Source organism: Leuconostoc kimchii IMSNU 11154, assembly GCF_000092505.1.
GTDB lineage: Bacteria > Bacillota > Bacilli > Lactobacillales > Lactobacillaceae > Leuconostoc > Leuconostoc kimchii.
In genome coordinates this window covers 1,311,726-1,335,752 of sequence record NC_014136.1, presented here as the reverse complement: position 1 = coordinate 1,335,752, position 24,027 = coordinate 1,311,726, and the positions used below count along the sequence as shown (strand labels likewise).

At 38.4% G+C, this 24,027-nt stretch carries 19 protein-coding genes and 3 tRNA genes; 8 read left to right on the top strand and 14 right to left on the bottom strand.

Features of this window, described 5'->3' with window-relative positions:
* Positions 1-36 precede the first annotated feature (36 nt).
* The 7 genes from LKI_RS07285 to LKI_RS07255 form a co-directional block, all read right to left on the bottom strand.
* Positions 37-597, bottom strand: a complete 561-nt coding sequence (locus LKI_RS07285; RefSeq protein ID WP_041762789.1) for a sigma-70 RNA polymerase sigma factor region 4 domain-containing protein — start codon at positions 595-597, stop codon at positions 37-39.
* 63 nt (positions 598-660) lie between these two features.
* Positions 661-1,422, bottom strand: coding sequence for a 23S rRNA (guanosine(2251)-2'-O)-methyltransferase RlmB (gene rlmB, locus LKI_RS07280; protein ID WP_013103490.1), 762 nt, complete (start codon positions 1,420-1,422; stop codon positions 661-663).
* A complete protein-coding gene (locus tag LKI_RS07275; protein WP_013103489.1) occupies positions 1,419-1,826 on the bottom strand; it encodes a Mini-ribonuclease 3 in 408 nt (135 codons plus the stop codon). Before LKI_RS07275 ends, rlmB begins: the two co-directional genes overlap by 4 nt.
* 310 nt (positions 1,827-2,136) lie before the next feature.
* Entirely contained in the window at positions 2,137-5,799 is a 3,663-nt protein-coding gene (gene rpoC, locus LKI_RS07270; protein ID WP_013103488.1) for a DNA-directed RNA polymerase subunit beta', read from the bottom strand.
* A gap of 152 nt (positions 5,800-5,951) precedes the next feature.
* Positions 5,952-9,554, bottom strand: a complete 3,603-nt coding sequence (rpoB, locus tag LKI_RS07265) for a DNA-directed RNA polymerase subunit beta (RefSeq protein WP_013103487.1) — start codon at positions 9,552-9,554, stop codon at positions 5,952-5,954.
* A 259-nt stretch (positions 9,555-9,813) separates the two neighbouring features.
* On the bottom strand, positions 9,814-10,626 hold the full coding sequence (tpiA, locus tag LKI_RS07260) for a triose-phosphate isomerase (protein ID WP_013103486.1): 813 nt from the start codon (positions 10,624-10,626) through the stop codon (positions 9,814-9,816).
* Entirely contained in the window at positions 10,626-10,973 is a 348-nt protein-coding gene (locus tag LKI_RS07255; protein WP_013103485.1) for a hypothetical protein, read from the bottom strand. Before LKI_RS07255 ends, tpiA begins: the two co-directional genes overlap by 1 nt.
* Before the next feature lie 319 nt (positions 10,974-11,292).
* On the opposite strand from LKI_RS07255, the gene LKI_RS07250 reads away from it, so the two are divergent.
* The gene (locus LKI_RS07250) at positions 11,293-11,595 is read left to right on the top strand and encodes a bacteriocin immunity protein (RefSeq protein WP_013103484.1); all 303 of its coding nucleotides are present in this window, start codon (positions 11,293-11,295) and stop codon (positions 11,593-11,595) included.
* A 53-nt stretch (positions 11,596-11,648) separates the two neighbouring features.
* Here LKI_RS07250 and LKI_RS07245 read toward each other — a convergent pair.
* A tRNA-Leu gene (locus LKI_RS07245) sits at positions 11,649-11,733 on the bottom strand.
* Positions 11,734-11,989: 256 nt separating this feature from the next.
* Here LKI_RS07245 and LKI_RS07240 point away from each other — a divergent pair.
* A complete protein-coding gene (locus LKI_RS07240; RefSeq protein WP_013103483.1) occupies positions 11,990-12,190 on the top strand; it encodes a cold-shock protein in 201 nt (66 codons plus the stop codon).
* Between the two features lie 109 nt (positions 12,191-12,299).
* Positions 12,300-13,013, top strand: a complete 714-nt coding sequence (gene gpmA / locus LKI_RS07235; protein WP_013103482.1) for a 2,3-diphosphoglycerate-dependent phosphoglycerate mutase — start codon at positions 12,300-12,302, stop codon at positions 13,011-13,013.
* An 84-nt stretch (positions 13,014-13,097) separates the two neighbouring features.
* Here gpmA and LKI_RS07230 read toward each other — a convergent pair.
* Positions 13,098-13,169, bottom strand: a tRNA-Gln gene (locus LKI_RS07230).
* Positions 13,170-13,208: 39 nt separating this feature from the next.
* Positions 13,209-13,291, bottom strand: a tRNA-Tyr gene (locus tag LKI_RS07225).
* A 169-nt stretch (positions 13,292-13,460) separates the two neighbouring features.
* On the opposite strand from LKI_RS07225, the gene LKI_RS07220 reads away from it, so the two are divergent.
* Positions 13,461-14,129, top strand: a complete 669-nt coding sequence (locus tag LKI_RS07220) for a phosphatase PAP2 family protein (RefSeq protein ID WP_013103481.1) — start codon at positions 13,461-13,463, stop codon at positions 14,127-14,129.
* 55 nt (positions 14,130-14,184) lie between these two features.
* Here LKI_RS07220 and nrdF read toward each other — a convergent pair whose 3' ends face one another.
* The 4 genes from nrdF to nrdH form a co-directional block, all read right to left on the bottom strand.
* Positions 14,185-15,162 carry a class 1b ribonucleoside-diphosphate reductase subunit beta gene (nrdF, locus tag LKI_RS07215; protein ID WP_013103480.1) on the bottom strand — a complete coding sequence of 326 codons (978 nt, stop codon included), beginning with the start codon at positions 15,160-15,162 and terminating at the stop codon, positions 14,185-14,187.
* 2 nt (positions 15,163-15,164) lie between these two features.
* A complete protein-coding gene (locus tag LKI_RS07210) occupies positions 15,165-15,605 on the bottom strand; it encodes a class Ib ribonucleoside-diphosphate reductase assembly flavoprotein NrdI (RefSeq protein WP_013103479.1) in 441 nt (146 codons plus the stop codon).
* 82 nt (positions 15,606-15,687) lie between these two features.
* Complete coding sequence (gene nrdE / locus LKI_RS07205; protein ID WP_013103478.1) at positions 15,688-17,859, bottom strand: class 1b ribonucleoside-diphosphate reductase subunit alpha; 2,172 nt, start codon at positions 17,857-17,859, stop codon at positions 15,688-15,690.
* Between the two features lie 91 nt (positions 17,860-17,950).
* Positions 17,951-18,181 (bottom strand): glutaredoxin-like protein NrdH, encoded by a 231-nt coding sequence (nrdH, locus tag LKI_RS07200; protein ID WP_013975179.1) that lies wholly within the window; start codon positions 18,179-18,181, stop codon positions 17,951-17,953.
* 480 nt (positions 18,182-18,661) lie between these two features.
* Between nrdH and LKI_RS07195 the strand changes: the two genes are divergently transcribed.
* From LKI_RS07195 to LKI_RS07180, 4 genes are all read left to right on the top strand, one after another.
* Entirely contained in the window at positions 18,662-20,059 is a 1,398-nt protein-coding gene (locus LKI_RS07195) for a hemolysin family protein (protein WP_013103476.1), read from the top strand.
* 111 nt (positions 20,060-20,170) lie between these two features.
* Positions 20,171-20,836, top strand: coding sequence for a histidine phosphatase family protein (locus LKI_RS07190; protein WP_013103475.1), 666 nt, complete (start codon positions 20,171-20,173; stop codon positions 20,834-20,836).
* Positions 20,837-21,034: 198 nt separating this feature from the next.
* On the top strand, positions 21,035-22,333 hold the full coding sequence (gene hflX / locus LKI_RS07185; RefSeq protein ID WP_013103474.1) for a GTPase HflX: 1,299 nt from the start codon (positions 21,035-21,037) through the stop codon (positions 22,331-22,333).
* A gap of 141 nt (positions 22,334-22,474) precedes the next feature.
* Positions 22,475-23,830: an MFS transporter gene (locus LKI_RS07180; RefSeq protein ID WP_013103473.1), complete on the top strand. Its 1,356-nt coding sequence runs from the start codon at positions 22,475-22,477 to the stop codon at positions 23,828-23,830.
* The last annotated feature ends 197 nt before the right edge of the window (positions 23,831-24,027 follow it).

Here is a 24,027-nt window from a genome sequence, read left to right as displayed (position 1 = left end):
AGAGATGATTGAAACACAGTTTGTATTTTAATTATTTCACGATGGCGTTGTCATCGCAACTTGCATGGCTTTCTTTAAACGATATTGCATCTGCTCTAAACGCCTCGTTTTATCGTTTTTGTTCTGATCACCTACACCAATGATTTGCAAAACTGCTTGCTTAAATTCTGGTGTTTTAGCGACTTCTGTCGTACTTAACATATCACGCAGTAAACATAACTGTTCCGGATTATAAGTATCTGTTCCTAAATTAAACAACGTTCCTGCGTCATCACTGCTTTCTGACACCATTGTTTTTTCAAATTCAGCTTTAGCTGTATAGTAAGATCGAACTATGTCTGTCGCATGATTGGATAGTGCCGTAATATAATAAGTTGAAAACTTAGCACGTGGTTGTCGTGTATCATACTTCGTAACGCACTTGATTAGAATGGCTAAACCATCTGAATACCAGTCATCAGCCGTAATTCGACTACTAATTTTTCGACGATGCACATCATAAATTGCACCTCGAAGATGTTTAATTAAAACATCATAAGCAAAGTCATGCCCTTTTTGTGCAGCACGAACCGTTGCGAGTAAATTATCTTTCACCACTTCTATTCTCCCACCATAAATGTGATCAAAGTGAAAAAAAATAATTAACACTTCAATCGCCAATTATAATGGATTTCGTGAACTAAATCCTTGATAAATTAATAAACTTGCTGCGACACTAGCATTTAGACTTTGAACATGACCAATCATTGGAATGGTCAGCATACTATCCACTTTTTTCTTAAGTAATGGCGATATGCCTTTCCCCTCATTACCAATAATCAGTGCCGTTGCACCTGTAGCATCCCAATGACGATAGTCCTCACCAGCCATGTCAGTGCCAAATACCCAAAGACCACGATCCTTTAATTCACTCACTGTGTTGACCAAGTTGGTCACTCGCGTGACAGGTACATGTTCAATTGCACCTGTGGATATTTTAGCAACTGTTGCTGTCAACTGTACTGCACGACGTTTTGGAATGATGATACCATGAACACCTGCAGCATCAGCCGTTCGTAAAATAGATCCTAAATTATGTGGATCTTCAATACCATCCAAAATAAGGAAAAATGGTTCAGCCTGATGTTTTTTGGCATTTTCAAATAAATCATCAATCGTGGCATAATTAAATGAAGCCACACTCAGTACGACACCTTGATGGTTACCACCATCTGTCAATTCATCTAGTTTTGATTTTGGTGCCTGCTGTATGACTAAGCCCTTTTTCTTAGCTAGTTGTGTCACTGAATGACGTATTTTATCTTGTAGGCCTGTTTGTAACCAAACTTTATTGATTTCTTGCGTGCCTTTGAGGGCTTCAACACTTGCATAGTGGCCGTAAATAAATCCCGTCTCATTAGGTGCTTGATGTTCACTTTTCATTTGCTTGCTCTCCCTGATTCTACCTGTAAAAATATCCAACTCATTAATTCACTTAAACGTTTTGTTTGCCCCGAGAGGTACAAAAATCCAAATAGTGCTTCAATACCTGTTGAAATGCGATAGGTAACGACATCTGTATTTTTCGCCTTAGTATGCGACTTAGCATTTCGGCCACGTTTAAAATAAATAAATTCACCTTCAGTTAGGATATTATCTGTCATCATCCACTCAAAAAGTGTCGCGTGTGCTTTAGCCGAAACATACTGTTTACTGCGCTTTTGAAGATCATTAACTTTCGTTAATCCTAAAGAGAGCAAGTGCTGACGCACTTCAAGTTCATAAATTGCATCACCGATATAAGCCAACGATAATCCATTCATTTGTTCATATTGTAAATTCTTCATATTTCTATTATACGCGAGATTCTAGTATTGCGTATAAGTTTTGTGCGTTCTGCAGAACAACTATTTTAGTGTAAATCAAAAAACCAATTATACCTATAGTTTTGGCATAATTGGTATCATTTTTGGCATAACTGGTTCACTTATTTTATTTAGTGGTCATGTCAGTATCTCCGGTGCAGAATTGACATATTTATTAGTATATATTATTTGTCATCTAACGTAAAAAGTCTCTCTAAATTTTGATTTAGAGAGACTTTCACTTGATAATAAATCTATCAATTAACTACAAGCAATGATACTAATAACATGTTTATTCTTCAAATGTTTTTGCAACATCATCCAATTTTGGAATATCAGGCGTTGCAACATGATCAACATCAGGTTGTGCAATAACATCGCCAACAACCTTGCTCTTGATTTTACGATATTCTGCCATACCAGTTCCAGCGGGAATGATTTTACCAATGATAACGTTCTCTTTCAAACCTACCAACGGATCATTCTTTCCACGAATAGCTGCGTCCGTTAAGACACGCGTCGTTTCTTGGAATGATGCGGCTGACAAGAATGAATTTGTTTCCAAGGCCGCTTTAGTAATACCAAGCAACACTGGACGAGCGGTCGCTGGCACTTGTCCAGCAAACAAAGCTGATTCATTAGCACGTTTAAAGTCAGCAATGTCCATCAACATACCTGGTAATAGGTTCGTTTCGCCTGGATCCATCACACGAATTTTACGTAACATTTGACGAATCATAACTTCGATATGCTTATCAGAAACTTCAATACCTTGCAAACGATAAACTTTTTGAATTTCCGTTAACATGTATGATTCTGTCGTTAATGTATCAGTTACAGCAAGCAATTCCTTAGGATCTACGGGTCCCTCGCTAATTGCTTCACCACGCTGGATATCATCACCTTCAGCAAAACGCATGCGCGCTGCTAATGGTAACGTATACGTACGTGTATCTGTTTCACCTTCAATGGTTACAGCTTTTGTACGTTCGGCTGGATTTTCTTCAATCGCAACAACGGTGCCTGTGACTTCAGAAATTTCTGCACGTCCCTTAGGAATACGGGCTTCAACAATTTCTTGGACACGAGGCAAACCTTGTGTGATATCGTTTCCACCAGCAACACCACCCGTATGGAAGTTACGCATTGTCAATTGTGTACCTGGTTCACCAATTGATTGTGCGGCAACTGTTCCAACAGCTTCACCAACTTCAACCTCTTCACCAGTAGCCAAATTACGACCATAATCGAGCACAGACACACCATGTTCTGTTGTTGATGTAAAGACTGAGCGAATCGTCACTTCTTCAATACCTGCAGCAACAATTGTTTTGGCAACGTCTTCATCAATCATTTCATTACGTGAAACAATCTTTTCACCAGTTTCTGGATCAAAGACAGACTTCATAGCATAACGTCCCAAGATACGATCGTACAATGGTTCAACAACTGACGTACCATCCATGATAGCCTTAACAGCGACACCACGGTCAGAATCATTGTTCCATTCACGTACAATAACATCTTGCGCAACATCAACTAATCGACGTGTTAAGTAACCTGAGTTAGCAGTTTTCAAGGCCGTATCAGACATACCTTTACGGGCTCCGTGAGTAGAAATAAACATCTCCATCACGGTCAAACCTTCACGGAAGTTAGCAGTAACAGGCAATTCAATGATTTTACCACCAGGTCCAGCCATCAAGCCACGCATACCTGCTAATTGAACGAAGTTTGAAATGTTACCACGAGCCCCTGAATCCTGCATCATGAAAATGGGGTTTGTTGGCTCAAATAAATCAATCAATTTATCTTGAATAATATCTTTTGCTTTTGTCCAAATTTCAGTCACACGTTGATAACGTTCATCATCAGTGATCAAACCACGACGGAATTGTTTTGTAACAGTAGCAACTTGCTTATGAGCGTCTTCCAAAATTGCAGGCTTCTCAGTCAATTCTGTTACATCATTCATTGAAACTGTCAAACCAGACTCAGTTGACTTTTCATACCCAAGATCCTTCATACGATCTAGTAATAGCGACGTTTCTGTCACCTTATATCGCTTATAAACTTCGGCAATAATATCAGATAAGAAGCCTTTTTTAAAGGCGCTTACAATAGCTGTATCAGCCAAATAATCATGTATATTTTCGCCAGATTCAATAAAGAAATTATCACTGATACCCTTAAAGTTATCTTCAGATGGTTCATTAATATATGGAAAATTAACTGGTAATATTTCGTTGAAAATCAACTTACCAACTGACGTAATCATAATTTTTGAGCGTTGTTCATCTGTAAATGGCTTTTCAGATGGGAATGAAGCAGTTTGTATACCGATTCGTGTATGATAATGAACAACTTTACTTGCAAAGGCTATTTTTGCTTCTTCTACAGAAGAGAAAATCATTCCTTCACCTTCACGGCCAACTTCTTCAGCTGTTAAGTAATAGTTTCCAATAACCATGTCCTGAGATGGTGCCACGATTGGCTTACCATCTTTAGGTGCCAAAATATGACCAGCAGCGAGCATTAACAAACGTGCTTCTGCTTGCGCTTCATCAGATAAAGGCACGTGAATAGCCATCTGATCACCATCGAAATCAGCGTTATAGGCTTCTGTAACCAATGGATGCAAACGCATTGCTTTACCTGAAACCAAAACAGGTTCAAAGGCTTGAATTCCCAAACGATGCAATGTAGGTGCTCTGTTCAAAAGAACAGGATGTTCTTTGATCACATCTTCCAAAACATCCATCACGTCTTCATCAGCCTTGTCAATCTTACGTTTAGCAGATTTAACGTTTCCAGCTAACTTACGTGTTGTCAGTTCTTTCATGATAAATGGTCGGAACAATTCAATTGCCATTGGACGTGGCAATCCCATTTGATTCATCTTTAAGAATGGGCCGACGTCAATAACTGAACGACCTGAATAGTCGACACGCTTACCTAACAAGTTTTGACGGAAACGCCCCTGCTTACCCTTCAGCATATGAGAAAGGGACTTCAAAGGACGATTTCCTGGACCAGCCACTGGACGACCCCGACGACCGTTATCAATCAAGGCATCAACAGCTTCTTGTAACATACGTTTTTCGTTCTGAACAATAATACCTGGTGCATTCAAATCGAGCAAACGTTTCAAACGATTATTACGGTTAATGACACGACGGTACAAATCATTTAAATCGGATGTGGCAAAACGCCCACCTTCCAATTGAACCATTGGACGTAAGTCTGGTGGAATAACTGGAATAACATCCATTACCATCCATTGTGGCTTATTATCAGATTGGAAAAAAGCTTCTATAATATCTAAACGGCGCACCGCACGAACACGCTTTTGACCAGTTGCTTCTTGTAATTCACGCTTGAGTTGATCTGCTTCAGCCTCTAAGTCAACATTGGCTAACAAATCTTTAATTGCTTCAGCACCCATGCCTGCCTTGAAACTAGCACCATGTTCGCGTTTTAGCTCGCGATACTCACGTTCTGTCATTAACTGCTTTTTTTCGACAGGTGCGTCACCAGGTTCAATGACAACATACGAAGCAAAATAGATAATTTCTTCAAGTGAACGTGGTGACATATCGAGGACAAGACCCATTCGTGATGGAATACCCTTAAAATACCAGATATGTGTAACAGGCGCAGCTAACTCGATGTGCCCCATACGTTCTCGACGAACTTTTGATGATGTTACTTCAACACCACAGCGATCACAAACAATCCCTTTATATCGGATACGCTTATACTTACCACAAGCGCACTCATAATCTTTTGTGGGTCCAAAAATACGTTCATCAAACAAACCATCTTTTTCAGGTTTGAGTGTGCGATAGTTAATCGTTTCCGGCTTCTTTACTTCACCATAAGACCATGAACGGATCTTATCAGGAGAAGCCAAACCGATTTGCATGCTTTCGAACTTATTAACATCGATTGCCATCTATTTGCTGTTCCCTTTCGTTATTTATGACGTAAACGCCCAATAACAGATGACTTCACGTTTGCTATAAGCTGTTTTTAATTATTTTTAATTAAAAACACCTGACAACAAACGTGTTGCATCTGCATGACACGTTTTGTCTTATATTAAGTTTAGTCTTCAGTATTATTTTGAGCTTCAACCTTTGAGAAAGCGGCTGCAACTTCATCATCTTCTTTGTTTAACAAATCAGGGTTCGAACGTACAAGCTTTTCAAGTGCATCAACTGGCAAAATTGAATCATCTTCGTCCATTTGACGTAATTCAACTTCACTACCTGCACCGTCCAACACTTGCATATCCAACCCAAGTGCCTGTAACTCCTTAACAAGCACACGGAATGATTCAGGGACACCTGGACGTGGAATTGGCTCACCCTTAATGATTGATTCATAAACCTTTACACGACCTGCAACATCATCTGACTTATATGTCAAAATTTCTTGCAACGTATAAGCGGCACCATAAGCTTCCAGTGCCCAAACTTCCATTTCACCGAAACGCTGACCACCAAATTGCGCTTTACCACCCAAAGGTTGTTGGGTAACAAGTGAGTAAGGTCCGATTGAACGTGCATGAATTTTATCATCAACCATGTGGGCCAACTTCATATAGTGCATAACACCAACACCAACACGCTTATCAAATGCTTCACCAGTGCGACCGTCGTAAACCACTGATTTACCATCTTGTGGCAATCCAGCTTCACGTAAAGCAGCCTCAATCTCATCATCACTAGCACCATCAAAGACCGGTGAAGCGACATGAATACCTAGCTTTTTGGCAGCAAATCCAAGATGTAGTTCAAGTACTTGACCAATATTCATACGTGAAGGCACACCCATGGGCGACAACAAAATATCAATTGGCGTACCATCTGGCATATATGGCATATCCTCTTCAGGCACAACAACGGAAACAGTTCCCTTGTTACCATGACGACCAGCCATCTTGTCACCGACTTGAATCTTACGCTTTTGTGCAATATAAACACGAACCATCATATTCACACCAGGCGCAAGTTCATCCCCATTTTCAGGTGTATAAATACGGACGTTTTGAACAACACCGCCACCACCGTGAGGAACACGTAATGATGTATCACGTACTTCACGCGCCTTTTCACCGAATATGGCATGCAACAAACGTTCTTCAGCTGACAATTCTGTCACACCCTTAGGCGTCACTTTACCAACCAAGATATCACCGTCATGCACTTCAGCACCAACGCGAATAATACCATCAGCATCTAAATCCTTTAACTGATCTTCACCAGTATTAGGGATTTCACGTGTCATTTCTTCCGGTCCGAGTTTTGTATCACGTGCTTCTGAATCATATTCTTCGATATGAATGGAAGTATAAACGTCTTCACGAACCAGACGTTCGTTTAATACAATCGCATCCTCGAAGTTATAACCTTGCCAAGTCATAAAGGCAATTAATGGATTTTGCCCTAAGGCTAACTCGCCCTGCTCCATTGAAGGACCATCAGCCAAAACTTCATCAGCTGCGACATATTCACCCTCGTGAACAATTGGCTTTTGGTTATAGTTTTTACCGCCATTTGAACGACGGAACTTCATCAACTCGTAGTTGTCTAATTGACCGTCCTCGCGGCGAACACGAATTTCATGTCCATCAACATATTCAACAACACCTGCTGCACGAGAAATCATAGCAACACCTGAATCATGCGCAGCTTTATATTCAATACCTGTCCCAACTAATGGTGAATGAGGATCAAGTAGCGGTACAGCCTGACGTTGCATGTTGGCACCCATCAAAGCACGGTTTGAATCATCATTTTCCAAGAAAGGAATTGCAGCAGTTCCAACGGAAACAACTTGTTTAGGCGAAACGTCCATATAATCAATACGATCGATTGGTGTTTCGATGTTCTCTTCACCAAAACGTGCCATAACTGTGTCCTTAACAAAACTACCATCTTCATTCAAAGGTGAGTTTGCTTGCGCAACGATATAATTATCTTCTTCATCGGCTGTTAAATAGTCAATTTTATTGGTAACCATATGTGTTGTCCAATCAACACGACGGTATGGTGTCTCAATGAAACCATATTTATTAATTCGACCATACGTTGCTAGTGAGTTGATCAAACCAATGTTAGGGCCTTCTGGTGTTTCAATTGGATCGATTCGACCATAATGTGTGTAATGCACATCTCGTACTTCAACACCAGCACGATCACGTGTCAATCCACCAGGTCCAAGAGCTGACAAACGACGCTTATGGTTCATTTCACCTAATGGGTTCGTTTGGTCCATGAACTGTGACAACTGTGATGAACCGAAGAATTCCTTAACGGCCGCCACAACAGGTCGAATGTTGATTAACTGTTGTGGTGTCACCGTATTTGCGTCCTGAATAGACATACGTTCACGTACAACACGTTCCATACGTGTCAAACCAATACGGAATTGATTTTGTAACAACTCACCAACTGAACGAATACGACGATTTCCTAAATGATCAATATCATCAACGTTACCAATACCTTCTTGTAGGTTCAAAAAGTAGTTCATACCAGCCAATATATCGGCTGGACGAACCGTACGATCATTTTCATCAATATGACCATTGCCAATCAATAATAACGTTTTTTCAGGATTTTCAGGTGATTCTATTTTGATTTTTTGAAGCATGATAGGCTCTTCAAGCACTGCATCGCCTGAAGGTGTATAAGTTGTCGTCTTAAAGTCATCGCGTTCCAAAAACGGACTCAACTTTGACATGACTGTCTTATCAACTATTGTGCCCTTTTCAGCAAGCACTTCACCTGAATCAGGATCAGCCAGTGTTTCAGCCAATGTTTGGTTAAGTAAACGTGTCTTCAATGACAGCTTTTTATTAATCTTATAACGACCAACTGACGCTAAATCATAACGTTTTGGATCAAAGAACCGAGCCACCAAAAGCGCACGTGATGAATCTGCAGTCTTTGGTTCACCTGGACGTAGTCTCTCATAGACATCTTTCAAAGCTTCTTCAACACGCGAATCAGACATATCTTTATGAACATCTTTTTCCAAAGTCATATTTAATGCGTCGTATTGATCAGAAAAGATATCAAGAATATCAGAATCAGAACCGAAACCAAGTGCACGAACCAACTCAGTCATCAGCAACTTACGTGTGCGATCAATACGCACGTTAGCAATGCCCTTAGCATCAGTCTCATATTCTAACCATGCGCCACGGTTCGGAATGACTGTTGTCCCATAACGTGGACGACCATTTTTGTCATTTTCTTGGTTATAGTAGATACCAGGAGAACGTACCAACTGTGAAACAATAACACGTTCCGCACCATTAATGATAAACGTACCTTGTTCTGTCATTAATGGAAAGTCGCCAAAGAACACATCTTGCGACTTGATTTCACCAGTTTCGTGGTTAGTCAAACGCAAAGTTACGTGTAATGGTGCTGAATAGTTGGCATCGTGTTCACGTGCCTCATCAATATTGTACTTTGGTTCCATTAACTGATAATCAACGTATTCCAAAGAAAGCGTGTCTTGGAAATCATCAATTGGCATAATGTCGCCAAACATTTCTTTAATACCAGCGTCTAAAAACCATTGATATGATGCCGTTTGAATTTCAATCAAATTCGGTACATCAAGAACTTCTTTGATACTAGCATACGAACGACGAGTACGATGCTTACCATACTTTACTAAATGTCCTGCCACATTTATCACCTCGCTTGTTTATCACTGTGTTTTGTTTATTACAATTTGGTTACAAAAACGATTTTTGAACCAATTCCACTGCCGCCTAGGCACAAAAAAAGCAATCGCCGCTGTTTCCGCAGACAACGTTTGCTTCAATATAAAGGTATTGCGGACAATATTTCGCAAAATGCCGTATTTATTCACAGTATTACTATTACTAATTATACGCTTTTAACACATTTTTGCAAGTCCATTACCCGAGTTTAATTTGCCTATTTCAAACGTGATCTACGTCAAATTCTGGCACATTTGGATCATGTGCAATTGCGACTAATTTTAGAAATTTGTCGGGATCTAATGCTGCCGTCCCAACTAATACGCCGTCTATGTCACTTTGAGCCATAATTTCTCTCGCATTGTCTGGCGTCACTGAACCACCATATAAAATACGCACTTGTTCTGCAATAACAGGAGAATACAGCTTGGCTAGGGTTTGGCGAATGAGATGTGCTGCCTTTTGTGCTTGATCAGCACTTGCCGCTTCACCAGATCCAATTGCCCATGTTGGCTCATAGGCAATTGTCACATTACGAATTTGATCGACAGAAACACCTGCTAATGCCGCAGCGACTTGAGCCACTGAGGGTTCAGCATCCATAAATTGTGCATAAGTACTCATGTCCTCATCAACATCAATAATTGGCCGTAACCCGTTGCGCAATGCAGCAGTAACCTTTAAGTTTACGGTTGAATCAGTTTCATTAAAAAATTTGCGACGTTCGAAATGACCAATTAAGACATATTTTGCGCCAATATCTCGCAACGCTTTGGGAGAGGTCTCCCCCGTATATGCGCCACTGTCTTCCCAGTGTACATTTTCCGCAACAACATGTATTGGCGAAGCTGCGGTTGCACGCACTAAATCAGCCAAAAACAAATCTTGTGCCGCAATTCCAGTCTCAACAACCGCTTGATCTGGCACTTTACCGTCGACTTTCTTTAAAAAATCAACCACATCAGCCTGTAATTTATTAATTTTCCAATTAGCCACGACAAAAGGGACGCGCTGTTCTTTATGCATTTTAGACATTATTTATCACTGCTCCTTAGCATCATAAAAATAAACGCTGCTTCAATTAGCAACAAAATTGCAGTATACTCTGGCGCTTCATCCAGTAGATGGAGCACCGCAAAACTAACAATTAAAACACCCAGCCCTATACTCGTTTTAACTAGTGATTGATAATATTTACTACGGGTCAACTGTTCTGTTAAATGGCGATTTTTTTCGGTTAGTTCGGATACATCTAATTTTAATGTTTCTAGCTCATCTAGCAATTGGTCATTTTCTTGTTGCATTGTATTAAACACAACACGTGGCACAGTGTCATCGAGTTGTGGTTCATTTGTTTTTTTTGATCGTTTAAAACGTAACATTTTATTCTCCATTATCTTTATTTTACCACAACCCACTGAGTTAGAAATTTAATGTCAATCGCTTCTTAACATCATAAACTAACTTACAACGAATAAAGTCAGAGTTACCTGCTATTCAAGCAAGATAGTTACTGTATTTTTTCTGTATAACAATTATACCAAATACTCAACAGCAGTTGATTTACAATTATTGGCCTTTAAAAAGCACTATCGTCCCCTTGCCTGCTCGGACTGATGATCAATTTAGTGTTATGATAAAATCAAAATATATACCATATTGATAATAGACAAATAGTTTTGTCAGAAAGCGTTGCTAAATATGACAAGTGAACAAAAAGTTGAACAAATGTTAGATGATATGAGTGTCGCATTTTCAGATTCGGATATCAAAGCTAGTCCTGAATTACGTGATATCATTTTTAATTATGCTAAAGAACTGGATAGCAAGCGAGACTACCATTTAATCGCTTCTAAACTCGTTAAAAGATTTGTCATGTATTACTGGGAAACAAACAAAGAATTGCCTCCTGCAGCCATCAGATTACATAATCAAGTGAAACCATACGCAACACGATATGACGGTATCGCCATATCAACAATGCTGTTACCAACTTGGTTTTAGCCAAAAAGCGGTATATTGGACTAAATCCAATATACCGCTTTTATATCAAATAATGCAGCTAGCGGGAGTCGAACCCGCACGCCCTTAACGGGCACAGGATCCTTAATCCTGCGCGTCTGCCAATTCCGCCACAGCTGCATAACCTTCATGACAACTCTATAATTTTATCGTTAATAGTGCTACTTGTCAAGACACGACATATTATGAACGCTGGACTGGAGACTTTTTTATAGTTATTATACATTTTACTTGCTTATTTTTATCAATATGGTACACTAGGTTTGTAATAAAAGTTTTTGATTTTGATTTGTTTTTCTCGGAAGGCGCTCAAGTACCAATTATTTAAGTTACAAAATAAAATCATTGGTGGAGCACACCAAAGGAGAAACATATCATGGAAAAAGGCACAGTAAAGTGGTTTAACGGCGAAAAGGGTTACGGTTTCGTAACTCGTGAAAATGGAGAAGATGTTTTTGCACATTTCTCAGCTATTCAAGGTGACGGCTTCAAGACTCTTGAAGAAGGTCAAGCTGTTGAATTCGAAGTTGAAACTTCAGACCGCGGATTGCAAGCTGCTAACATCACAAAGTTGTAAGATTAGGTTCTGATACTTTGAAAACTCGCTTAGGCGAGTTTTTTTGTGACCTCTTTTCGTGGTATAATATAATCGTTAAATTAAACACAAACTAAGGAGTTTAGCAAACATGGCTAAGTTAGTATTAATCCGTCACGGTCAAAGTGAATGGAACGCATTAAACTTGTTCAACGGTTGGGTTGACACAAAGTTATCAGATAAAGGTATCGCACAAGCAAAAGAAGCGGGCGAACTCTTGGCTACTGAGGGTATCCAATTTGATCAAGCCTATACATCTGTTTTGACACGTGCCATCACAACACTTCATCTAGCATTAGAAGAAGCTGGTCAATTATTCATCCCAGAGGCTAAGTCATGGCGTTTAAACGAACGTCACTATGGTGCTTTACAAGGGCAAAATAAGGCCGAAGCTGCCGAAAAGTGGGGAGATGAACAGGTCCATATCTGGCGTCGCTCATATGATGTTTTACCACCATTGTTGGACAGTTATGAAGAAACCGTTGAAGTGCAAGGCAAATCATATCCTGCATTCGACCGTCGTTACGCTGATGTTCCTGAAGGTGAACTGCCATTAGGTGAAAACCTTAAGATCACTCTGGAACGTGTTTTGCCTTTCTGGGAATCAGATATTGCTCCCCAATTAAAAGCTGGCAAAAATGTTGTGATTGCCGCACATGGTAATTCATTACGTGCGCTTGCTAAGCACCTTGAACATATTTCAGATGATGATATTTTAAATCTCGAAATTGCTAATGGACAGCCTCTAGTTTACGATTTAGATGACTCGTTAGAAGTTATTTCTAAAAAAACATTGAGTAAGTAATTAAAAAAAGTTGTCAGCACAGTGCTGACAACTTTTTTTAAATTGTTTTCAAATAAAAAGAGGAACCTTTCGATTCCTCTAGTATTGCCCCTGCTGGATTCGAACCAGCGCATGTCGGTACCAAAAACCGATGCCTTACCACTTGGCGAAGGGGCAATAGTTAATTTATTTAGCCGTTAACTATTAGATCGGCTATGGGAGCGGTAGGATTCGAACCTACGAACCCGAAGGAACGGAGTTACAGTCCGTCGCGTTTAGCCAGACTTCGCTACACTCCCATATCTCAAACAACTATATCATCATATCAAATTTATGAATGGTTGACAACCCCTGTCGCATAATCTTTTTCTAAATAATTGTATTTTACTGTCTTAATAGTCTTGTGTATATTGCCGTCTTTCATTATACTAGAGTAAGGTAAAAATCCGTATTTGGAGTCGTATATCAATGATTGTATCTGTTAAGAACAAACAACGCCGGCAAGCAATTATTAGTTTTATTATTGCCATTCTACTAGGTGTACTTATTAAATTTAATGTCATATTCCCAATTGCCATTGATAACATCGTTCATGGTTGGTTCGCGCATATCCAAACTAATTTTGGTGACGTCATCATGGCTATCGCTACTTTCTTGGGTAATCCCGTCGTCGATGTTACGTATGCGCTAATTTTGGCTGGTGTTTTAGTTATTGCCAAACTTCATGTCCCAGCAATTTGGACAGTCGTAACAATATTACTTGGCGATATCTTTCTGACGGTTGTTAGATTTTTAATCAATCGTCCAAGACCAGTTGGACATTTACTTGCGGACAGTTCCTCATCATTTCCAAGTACGCATGTATTCGGGCTGTTTGTGATTATTTTTATCCTTGCAATTCTTGTGACACCAAACATTAACTCCCTCTACACTCAAATCATTATTAATTGGCTTAGCTTATTGATTGGTTTAATGACAATTATGAGCCGTGTTTACTTCAATGCACACTTCTTAAGCGACACTATCGCTGCAGTTCTATTCGCCTATGCTTGGGTTATTTTATCAGCAACTCTTTATCCTAAACTAGCGATTTTCTTACAAACACACATTTCAATATTTAAACATGATGAAATTTAAAAAGTCTAAAGTTATCATTTAAATGATAACTTTAGACTTTTTAGTTTGGTATAAACTAATCATTACCGATATTGTAATCGTCTTCTTCCATAGCTTCAACGGCGCCCAACAAGTAGCCATTCCCTACACCTGAGAAAAAGTCATGGTTAGCTGTCGATGTTGAAATACCATTCATAACGACAGGATTAACATCTTCTGCCCCATCGGGAAACATAGGCTCTTGACCTAAATTCATCAACGCTTTATTAGCATTGTATCTTAAAAACGTTAATACTTGCTCTGACCAGCCGAGATCATCATATAACTCATGTGTATACTTTTCTTCATTTTCGTATAATTCGTATAGCAAATCATACATCCAACTTTGTAAGCTTTCTTGCTCTGCTAATGGTAGCTTATTAAAGCCAATTTGAAATTTATAACCAATGTAAGTACCATGAACTGATTCATCGCGAATAATAAGTTTAATAATTTCAGCAACATTTAACATTTTATTATGCCCTAGAAAATATAATGGTGTATAAAATCCAGAATAAAACAAGAATGTTTCTAAAAATACCGATGCAATTTTTTTCTGTAACGACGTCCCTGTTTGATAAATATCATTAATACGATTGGCCTTGTATTGCAAAAACTCGTTAGTATCTGCCCAATCAAAAATGGCTTCAATTTCTGATTTTTCATTTAATGTTTCAAAAATGGATGAATAAGATTTAGCGTGAACTGATTCCATAAACTGAATGTTATTTAGAACAGCTTCTTCTTTTTGATTAACAACATCCAGTTTCAATTGTGCCATACCATCTTGTGATTGCAAAGTATCTAACGTTGTCAAACCGCCAAAAACTAGGTTCATTGTTTGACGCTCTTGATCTGACATGTTACCACGCCAATTCTTTAAATCATTTGAAATTGGAATCCGTGTATCAAGCCAAAACTGTTGAGTCAACTTTTCCCAAGTCGCCTTATCAAGTTCATCTTCGATCGTATTCCAATTAATTGCCGTATATGAGTTGTCTTTTAAATGTTCCACAATTATCCTCCAAATAAAGGTTTCATAATATTATAAGCTTTTACTGCATCAAATTGGCTACCGCGTAATTCGTATGCAAACAACATTGGTACTTTAAACTTATCTGCATATCTTAACGCAGTTAAGTTAAATTGTACATTAAAATTACGATTACCTGAACCAATAACACCTTTTAAATAGTGGCTATTACGCCCAAATTCAATATATTCACCCAAAGCATTGGTAAAATTTTCAACCACATCCGGCCCTGTCCCAGTACCACCTGTCAAATACGTTGGTACGATAGCAACATAAGGTGTTGTTTCATTGGCATATTCTGTTTCATCACCTATCATGCGTGCTTCAAGCTGATCTCCGTTGCTTTCAGCGATTGTCTTTAGTTTGTCAACAAAAGATTGTGTATTACCTTCTGTCGACGCATACAAAATACTGATTCTCGTCATAACTGTTCTGCCCTTTAGCCAAGTTTCTTTTACATATGTACAAAGCAACCCATTAAATGTCACTCATGATTGCTTTTTAATACTAAATTGAGCAACTCTCACACTCATTCACACCAGATTCTTGATTGTCATCTGTAAACGTTCGAATATAATACAATGACTTAATGCCTTTATTAAAGGCATAATGACGCAAAATTGTTAGATCCCGCGTTGTCATTTTATTCGTGCGATTATTTTTCCATTCATACAAACCATCAGGTAATGTTGAACGCATAAATAGTGTTAGTGCCATTCCTTGGTCAATATGCTCTTGTGCGGCTGCATATACATCAATGACCTTACGCATATCCGTATCATATGCCGAGACATAATATGGCATGGTCTCATTATTTAGACCAGGTGCTGGATAATAAACTTTTCCAATCATACCTTCTTGACGCTCTTCAATCTTATTGACAATTGGCAACAATGTTGCAGTTGTATCATTAACATAAGAAATAGAACCAGTTGGCGCAATAGCATGGCGATACGCATTATACATACCATATTTTGCAACATCATCACGGAGTTGAACCCAATCATGTTTAGTTGGTATGTGATGTTGTGCAAATGCCTCAATAACTTTATTGGTTTTAGGTGCCCAATCCGTTTCTAAATATTTGTCAAAATATGAACCATTAGCATAAGTTGATTTGTCGAATTCAAAGAATTTTTCATGACGCTCCTTAGCAATAGCTACAGAGGCTTTGATTGAATAATAATTCAGAGTCATGAAGAATGTCGATGTGAAATCCAAAGCCTCATCATCACCATAATACATTTTATTTTGAGCAAAATAAGCAGCAAGCCCCATCGCGCCCAAACCAATCGCATGCTTTTCATGATTTCCTTTAGCAATAGAGGGCACAACATCTAAATTAGATGTGTCGGATACATAAGTTAACGCACGAACCATTGTATCAACTGATTCACCAAAATCAGCTGTTGCCATCATATTGACAATGTTAATTGAACCCAAGTTACAACTGACATCTGACCCTAGACGTGTATACTGCTGACCATTATCAATATCGGAAGGTGTCTGGACTTGTAAAATTTCTGAGCACAGGTTAGATGACACAATTTTACCAGAAATTGGATTACTACGGTTAGCAACATCGATATTGATAATATATGGGTAACCTGATTCCTGTTGTAGCTTAGATATTTCTTCTTCTAACGTTCGTGCATCAACTTTATATTTAGTGATTTGATCATTGGCAACCATATTATCATATTCAGCCGTAATATCAATGTAGTTAAAGGCTTTACCGTAAACTTTTTCAACGTCTACTGGACTAAATAAATACATCACATCATTTTTCTTGACCAACTCGTAAAATTTATCAGGCACAGTTAAGCCAAGAGACAGCGTTTTAACACGTATCTTTTCGTCAGCGTTTTCCTTCTTTGTTGATAAAAATGACATAATATCAGGATGAAAGACAGACAGGTAAACAACCCCAGCACCTTGTCGTGCACCTACTTGGGAGGAAAATGTAAACGAGTCTTCTAATAACTTCATAACTGGCACAATACCACCAGCAGAATTAGCGATTGCCATCACTGGTGCACCGGCTTCGCGAATATTTGAAACATTGATGCCGACGCCACCACCCATTTTTGATAACTGTAAAGCTGAATTAATCGTCCGTCCAATCGAGTTCATATCATCAGATGTTTGAATAATGAAACAAGAAACTAATTCACCGCGTCGCGCGCGTCCAGCATTTAAAAAGCTTGGTGTCGCTGGTTGATAACGTTGATGAATCATCTCATCGGCTAATCTCAAAGCTAATTCTTCACGACCATCAGCATAAAATAGCGCGTTCATGGCTACACGATCGACATATGTTTCTACATAATGTTGCCCATCATTTGTTTTCAACGCATATTGATTATAGAATTTAAATGCTGCCATAAAAGATTTAAAATTAAAGTGTTGCGCATCTAAATAGGCATAAAGTGATTCAATAAATTCAAAACGATACTTTTCAATAAAAGTGCGCTCTAAAAAATTGTTTTGGAATAACCAATCAAAACGCTCTGATAAAGAATCGAATTGCATCACGTTTGGCCAAACGTTTTCTTTTAAAAAGGCATCAAGTGCCTCTTGATCTTTTTCAAGTTGAATTTGATTATCCTTAGGAATATTCACTTGGTTGTTCAAGTCAAAATAAGTGACCTGATCTAAATTTAATTCTTTTAATGGCATAAATTCCGTCCTCTTTAATCTGAGATTGATGATAATTTGAAGAAACAAAAAAACATCGGTTGATTACCTCACGATGTTGATTGCTTTAAGTTTAAGCTGAGATTTTCTTTAATACATCTGGACGAAAACCAGAGAACTTTGGCATGCCCGCAACAGAAACTACCGGTGTTTGGCGGAATCCATCTGCCTTTAACGCTTCAACATACTTTGTATCATCTTCAATATTGATTTCCTTAAAAGGTACACCTTGCGCTTCTAAAAACTTCTTGGTCATTTTGCATTGCACACAATTGTACTTCGTATATACTGTTACATTTTCCATATAAACTCCTTGGTACTCATTTATTTTTTAAGCTATTTAAACTAACTATCATTACTTGTAATTCTACCTGCTTTTTTAATTTTAACAAGGACAACATGCGTCCTTGCAAACAATTGTTCGATAGAATGTCGTTAAATCAATCACTACAACAGAAATCCAATTTGAAATTTAACAAATAAAGAAACGAACAATTAAAAGCCTTTACTATCAGTAATTACAGCATACATCATTAAACGAATTTCAGCAATTAAAATTTATAAAACTCGCCAAACACGCGTCTTATTGCAGTTTATAATTCACAGATGATAATCTCAGTAACAAAACTTACGAATTGATGTTCGCTTTTATTAATAATTATTATTTTTAAATTGTATATCGTTCGTTTTTTATAAAACTTATATTTTTGATAATTAACTTAGCATTGACGCTATTTTCTGGTATAATAGCGGATAGTTACACTAAGAAAAGAGGTTTACGAATTTGGATTCTGGTCCGTCTATGCTCCTTAACTTTGCTATCATCGTTTTGGTGCTTTTACTTGCTATTTTATTTACACTAACAGAATATTCTCTGGTTAAGGTGCGCTTGAGTGCTTTACGTGATTTACAAGAAAATCGCGACAAGCCCTCAAAAAATATTACAAATGCCATTCATATGGTGACACATTTAACTGAATATCTATCAACTGCTCAAGTTGGTATTACACTAACTAGTCTGATTTTAGGATGGATTGGTGAAGAGACTGTTGCTAACATTATTCTCAATTCTGGTATACTACCACCTGAATATGCTCGTGCCGTTGCTTCAGTTTCAGCAATGATTATTTTTACAATTGTCCATGCTGTGTTTACCGATTTGGTCCCAAAAAACATTGCCATTGAATCACCGGTAAAAGTGTTATTATTCATTGTTCGTCCAGTGCGTTTTTTCCATATTACGCTGTTCCCAATGATTTGGGCGCTAGATCACTTATCGAACGGCATAACGCATCTGCTAGGATTTCGAACAGATGGTGAAGAGGACATTTATTCTCAAACTGAGATTTTATCTTTATCTAAAAATGCTGCTGCTGCTGGAGAATTAGACGCAGAAGACTTAACATTTATGAAGCGTGCCTTTGAGATGAACGATAAGGTGGCTGTTGATATCATGATTGATCGTACTTCTATGACTGCGGTTGATGTTAAAACACCGATTTCCGACGCACTTAATTTGTACCTACAAGAGCGATATTCCCGTTTTCCTGTGATTGCAGATAATGATAAAGATAAGGTGTTAGGCTATGTCTTTAATTACGACTTAGTGCGTCAATCACGTATTAATAGTGCTGATCCCGTATCAAAAATTATGCGAGATATTCCAGCTGTTCCTGAAAACATGGATTTGCACGATGTCATGGATGAAATGATCATTAAACGCTCTCCTATTGCCATTGTTGTTGATGAATATGGTGGTACAAGTGGTTTAATTACTGATAAAGACATTTATGAAGAGCTATTTGGTACTGTTCGCGATGAAATAGACGATGTTTCAGATGACTATATTGAAAAATTAGGTGATCATCACTACAAAGTTTCTGGTAAAATGACGCTTTATGATTTTGAAAGATATTTCAATCAAAACGTTAAAGAACTTGAAGAAAATGATGCCGTCACCCTAACAGGTTATGTGTTAAACGAAGATCCCGAGTTTAGGGCTGGTGATACCATGAAAGTTGCCAATTTTGAATTAACCGCATTAGATTATGATAACGCTTATATTTCTCAGTTCACTGTTAAAGTTTCTCCTACACCTCGACAAGATCGTAATAATAACGGCATTTTTGATGAGGATGAAAACAAGACAAAAATTGAGGCATCTAAATCCGCTACAAATTAAAACCGCCTAGGCGGTTTTTTTATATGTTTCATGTTAAAATGAGGATAATTAATTTTTTAGGAAGGATTATGTTTACGTTGTTATTTAACGTCACATTAAGCATTTATAATTATGGCTATTAATCTTTATATGGTTCGACACGGGGAGACCTACTTTAATTTTTTACATCGTTTCCAAGGCTGGTCTGATGCACCACTCACATCAAAAGGTATCCAACATGGTCTTGATGCCGGTGCTCGGCTAGGTAGTATTCATTTTGATGGTGCTTATTCTTCTGATTTGACACGTGCTATCCATACTGCACGCTATATTTTAAAAAATAATCAAGCGAAGTCCCCCAGTGAACCTACTGAACTACCCGATTTTCGTGAACAATTTTTTGGATCATTTGAAGGTATTGACAGTGAAGTAGTCACAACAACCTTAGGTGCTTATCAATCAGAGCCGTTCAATACCTATTCAGACTTTATTACGGAATTGGGTATGGCTGAAGCAATGGACACAATACACCAGGCCGATCCATTTAAATTTGCCGAGAATGATGAACAATGGTGGACAAGAGTGTCTCATGGTTTTGAAGACATTCGTTCACGTCATCACGATGGCGACAACGTTCTCATTGTGTCACACGGTACAACTATTCGTGGTATTGCAGACAAACTAGACCGGCATGATCTGGCTAGTAATTCTGTCAAAAACGGTGCATTAATGCGCATTGAACTCTTACCAGATACAGCAACTATTTTAAGTTTTAACGATGACACAACAGTCTTTTGATGGACAACACCTTCAAAAACTGATAAACTAGTGATAGATTAAATAAAGGAAGTGCAATACATTGTTGAACAGATTTTAAGATTCCGTATATAAAAATAGCGTCACTTTTTGTATGCACATCTTGAGATTGGTTCGTCATTTTGCCTTTAACACGTAAAATACCCCCAGTCTCTAACAGACCATTGGAGGTATTTTTTTATGACACAACAGCACTCAAACTTGAGCACCGCTCGCCAAGTATTTTTGGTTGGGCTGACCAGTAATCATGGTAATTCTACTTATGAAATGACTGAATTAGCCAATTTAACACGAGCAAATAATTTAACACCCGTTGAAACATTTACACAAAAACTTGAACGTCCTAATCCAGCTACTTATTTTGGTAAAGGAAAGGTAGAAGAATTAGCAGAAGCCGTTAAAACATACGAAGTTGACATGATCGTGGCCAATGATGAACTATCGCCTTCGCAAATACGTAATTTAGAAAAAGCAACACAAGCAACTGTCTTAGATCGTACCGGCCTCATTTTAGATATTTTTGCTCAGCGTGCACAGACTAAAGAAGCAAAATTGCAAGTCCAATTAGCACGTTTGCAGTATCAATTGCCGCGACTACGTACTAGTATGTCTGTTAGCCTAGATCAACAGACAGGTGCAGGTGGTGGCGGTTTCACCTCACGTGGCGCTGGAGAGACGAAACTCGAAGAATCACGCCGTCGCATTACCGCACAAATGGTTCACATTCGTCAAGACCTAGCCGACCTCACCAAAGGCGAAACCACACGTGCCTCAAAACGTCATACCAATGACTTACCCAATGTCGCCTTAGTTGGTTATACTAACGCCGGAAAATCAACCTTAATGAATCGTTTACTCGAACGTTTCGGTGTAGGCGCAGACAATGATGAGTCAAAACAAGTTTTTGAAAAAGATATGTTATTTGCCACTTTGAATACGACTATCCGTCAGCTCACCTTACCTGATAAAAAACAATTTTTACTCAGTGACACCGTCGGATTCGTATCCAAATTGCCACATAACCTAGTAGCTGCCTTTAAGTCAACGCTACAGGAAGCGGCACACGCTGATTTACTTTTGCAAGTTGTTGACATCTCCGATGAACACTATAAAGAGATGATGGCAACGACTGAGAAAACATTAGCCGAAGTTGGTGTTAGTGATGTTCCCATGATTACCATCTATAATAAAGCCGATCGTACAAGCTTATCTTATCCTGAAATTGCTGGCGACAACACAATCACCCTTTCAGCAATCGATAGCGATTCACAGGATACACTAATTCAACTAATTAAGCACCATATTTTTAATGATGTTGAAACTGTTACACTGCACATTCCCTTTGAAAAAGGTGCTTTACAAGCAAAATTATCGTCTCAACACACGTTCTTAGCGGAATCCTATGATGACACAGGCACATTGTTAACATTAGAATTATCAAAAATGGAACGTGAAAATTTTGCCCCATATCTTGTTTAATGACTGATTTATAAAATACCTATTGATTATAATCAATAGGTATTTTTAATTTGTTCCACTAAACCACATTTTTTAAATGAGATTGAATTTTTCATCAAACTAGTTTAGAATTATTATAAATAAATTTTAAAGAGGTTTACCATGTTTAAAAATTTGCGACAACTCACACCTTTTTCACTCGTGTTGCTGTCAATTTCATTTACGATGTCGATTAGTCAATCAACAATGACCACCGCATACCCTATCCTAATGAAAAGCTTTAATGTCGATGCCAGCACCGTTCAGTGGCTCACAACAGGATTTATGGTAGCCATGACTCTCGTTATGCCTTTAAGCCCTTGGTTGCTTGATAATATTAAATTAAAGCCTTTACTAAATACCATTGTCGTTATATTTTTAATTGGTACAGCGATAGCCATGCTATCACCTAACTTTTTGGGTATTATTATCGGTCGGTTACTCGAAGGCGTAGCTGTTGGTGCACTTTTCCCCACGTTTCAAAGTGTTATCATGGAAAATACCGCTAAAGCACAGCGTGGGTTGACGATGGGCGTCGTTGGGCTTGTCATGGGTTCTGCACTCGCTGTTGGTCCTATTATTTCTGGTATCGTGTTACAGTGGGTTTCATGGCGTGCACTGTTTGCCTTGTTTTTCATCATATTATTTATAATCATTGTCAGCGCACAACACGTTATTAAAAATACGCATCCCTTGAAGCATTCATCATTCGACTGGTTATCCGCCGCAACACTTATTGGGTTTGGTGGCCTTTTATATGATATTGCAAGCATCCCCCGAACTGGACTTAGTCTCAACTGGTGGCTAATATTTATCATCAGTTGCTTGTTACTTGCCTTATTTACGATCCGTCAGCAAAAATTAGCACAACCGTTTTTGAATTTAACCGTGTTTAAATACCAAGGCTTCCTACCAGGCTTGTTGTTAACAGGCATTTCTTACTCCGGACTAATCATCGCCACTGTCCTGATGCCACTCTTCTATCAACGTGTCTTTCATTTAGAACCTTTGTGGTCTGGTTTGTTAATGGTTCCAGCAGCTGTATTCTTGAGTCAACTCAATCCCCGAACAGGACGACTATTAAACCAAATTGGTTTAAAAAAATTAGTCTATATCGGCATGACAATGATGATATTAGGTTATGCTCTATTGGCTATAGCTGGTACGCATGCTTGGGTTTATGGTTTAGTGGCTGCAATGTTACTAGAGGGTGGTAATGCATTTGTTATGATGCCCGCTGTCACAGCGGCTAACAACGCATTGCCGAAAGACCTAGTTAGTCATGGTACTGCTCTCATCACAACGATGCGCCAAGTTATTGGCGCTGGTAGTGTTGTTGTTGCTACGATTTTAATGACCCACTTCAACGAACACATTTCAATTGGTCAATCATTAGTACGAACAAGCGGCTGGTTTATCATTGTACCAGTTATTGGTTTATTATTAGCAACACGACTTCAAAGCCACTCACAAAAATAAGGCGACTTGTTTATTTTTATAATCAACTAAAAAAGAGTTACTCATTCGATTGAACGAGTAACTCTTTTTAGCTGGTTATTGATTTGTACAAAACCAAAGGGCATTGCATTGCTGTGCCTTTGTCATGCTTAGCTTAGTAACTAATAATTTAATATCAAAAATCACCAGTAATCACTCAAAATACCAGTTTTCAAGTC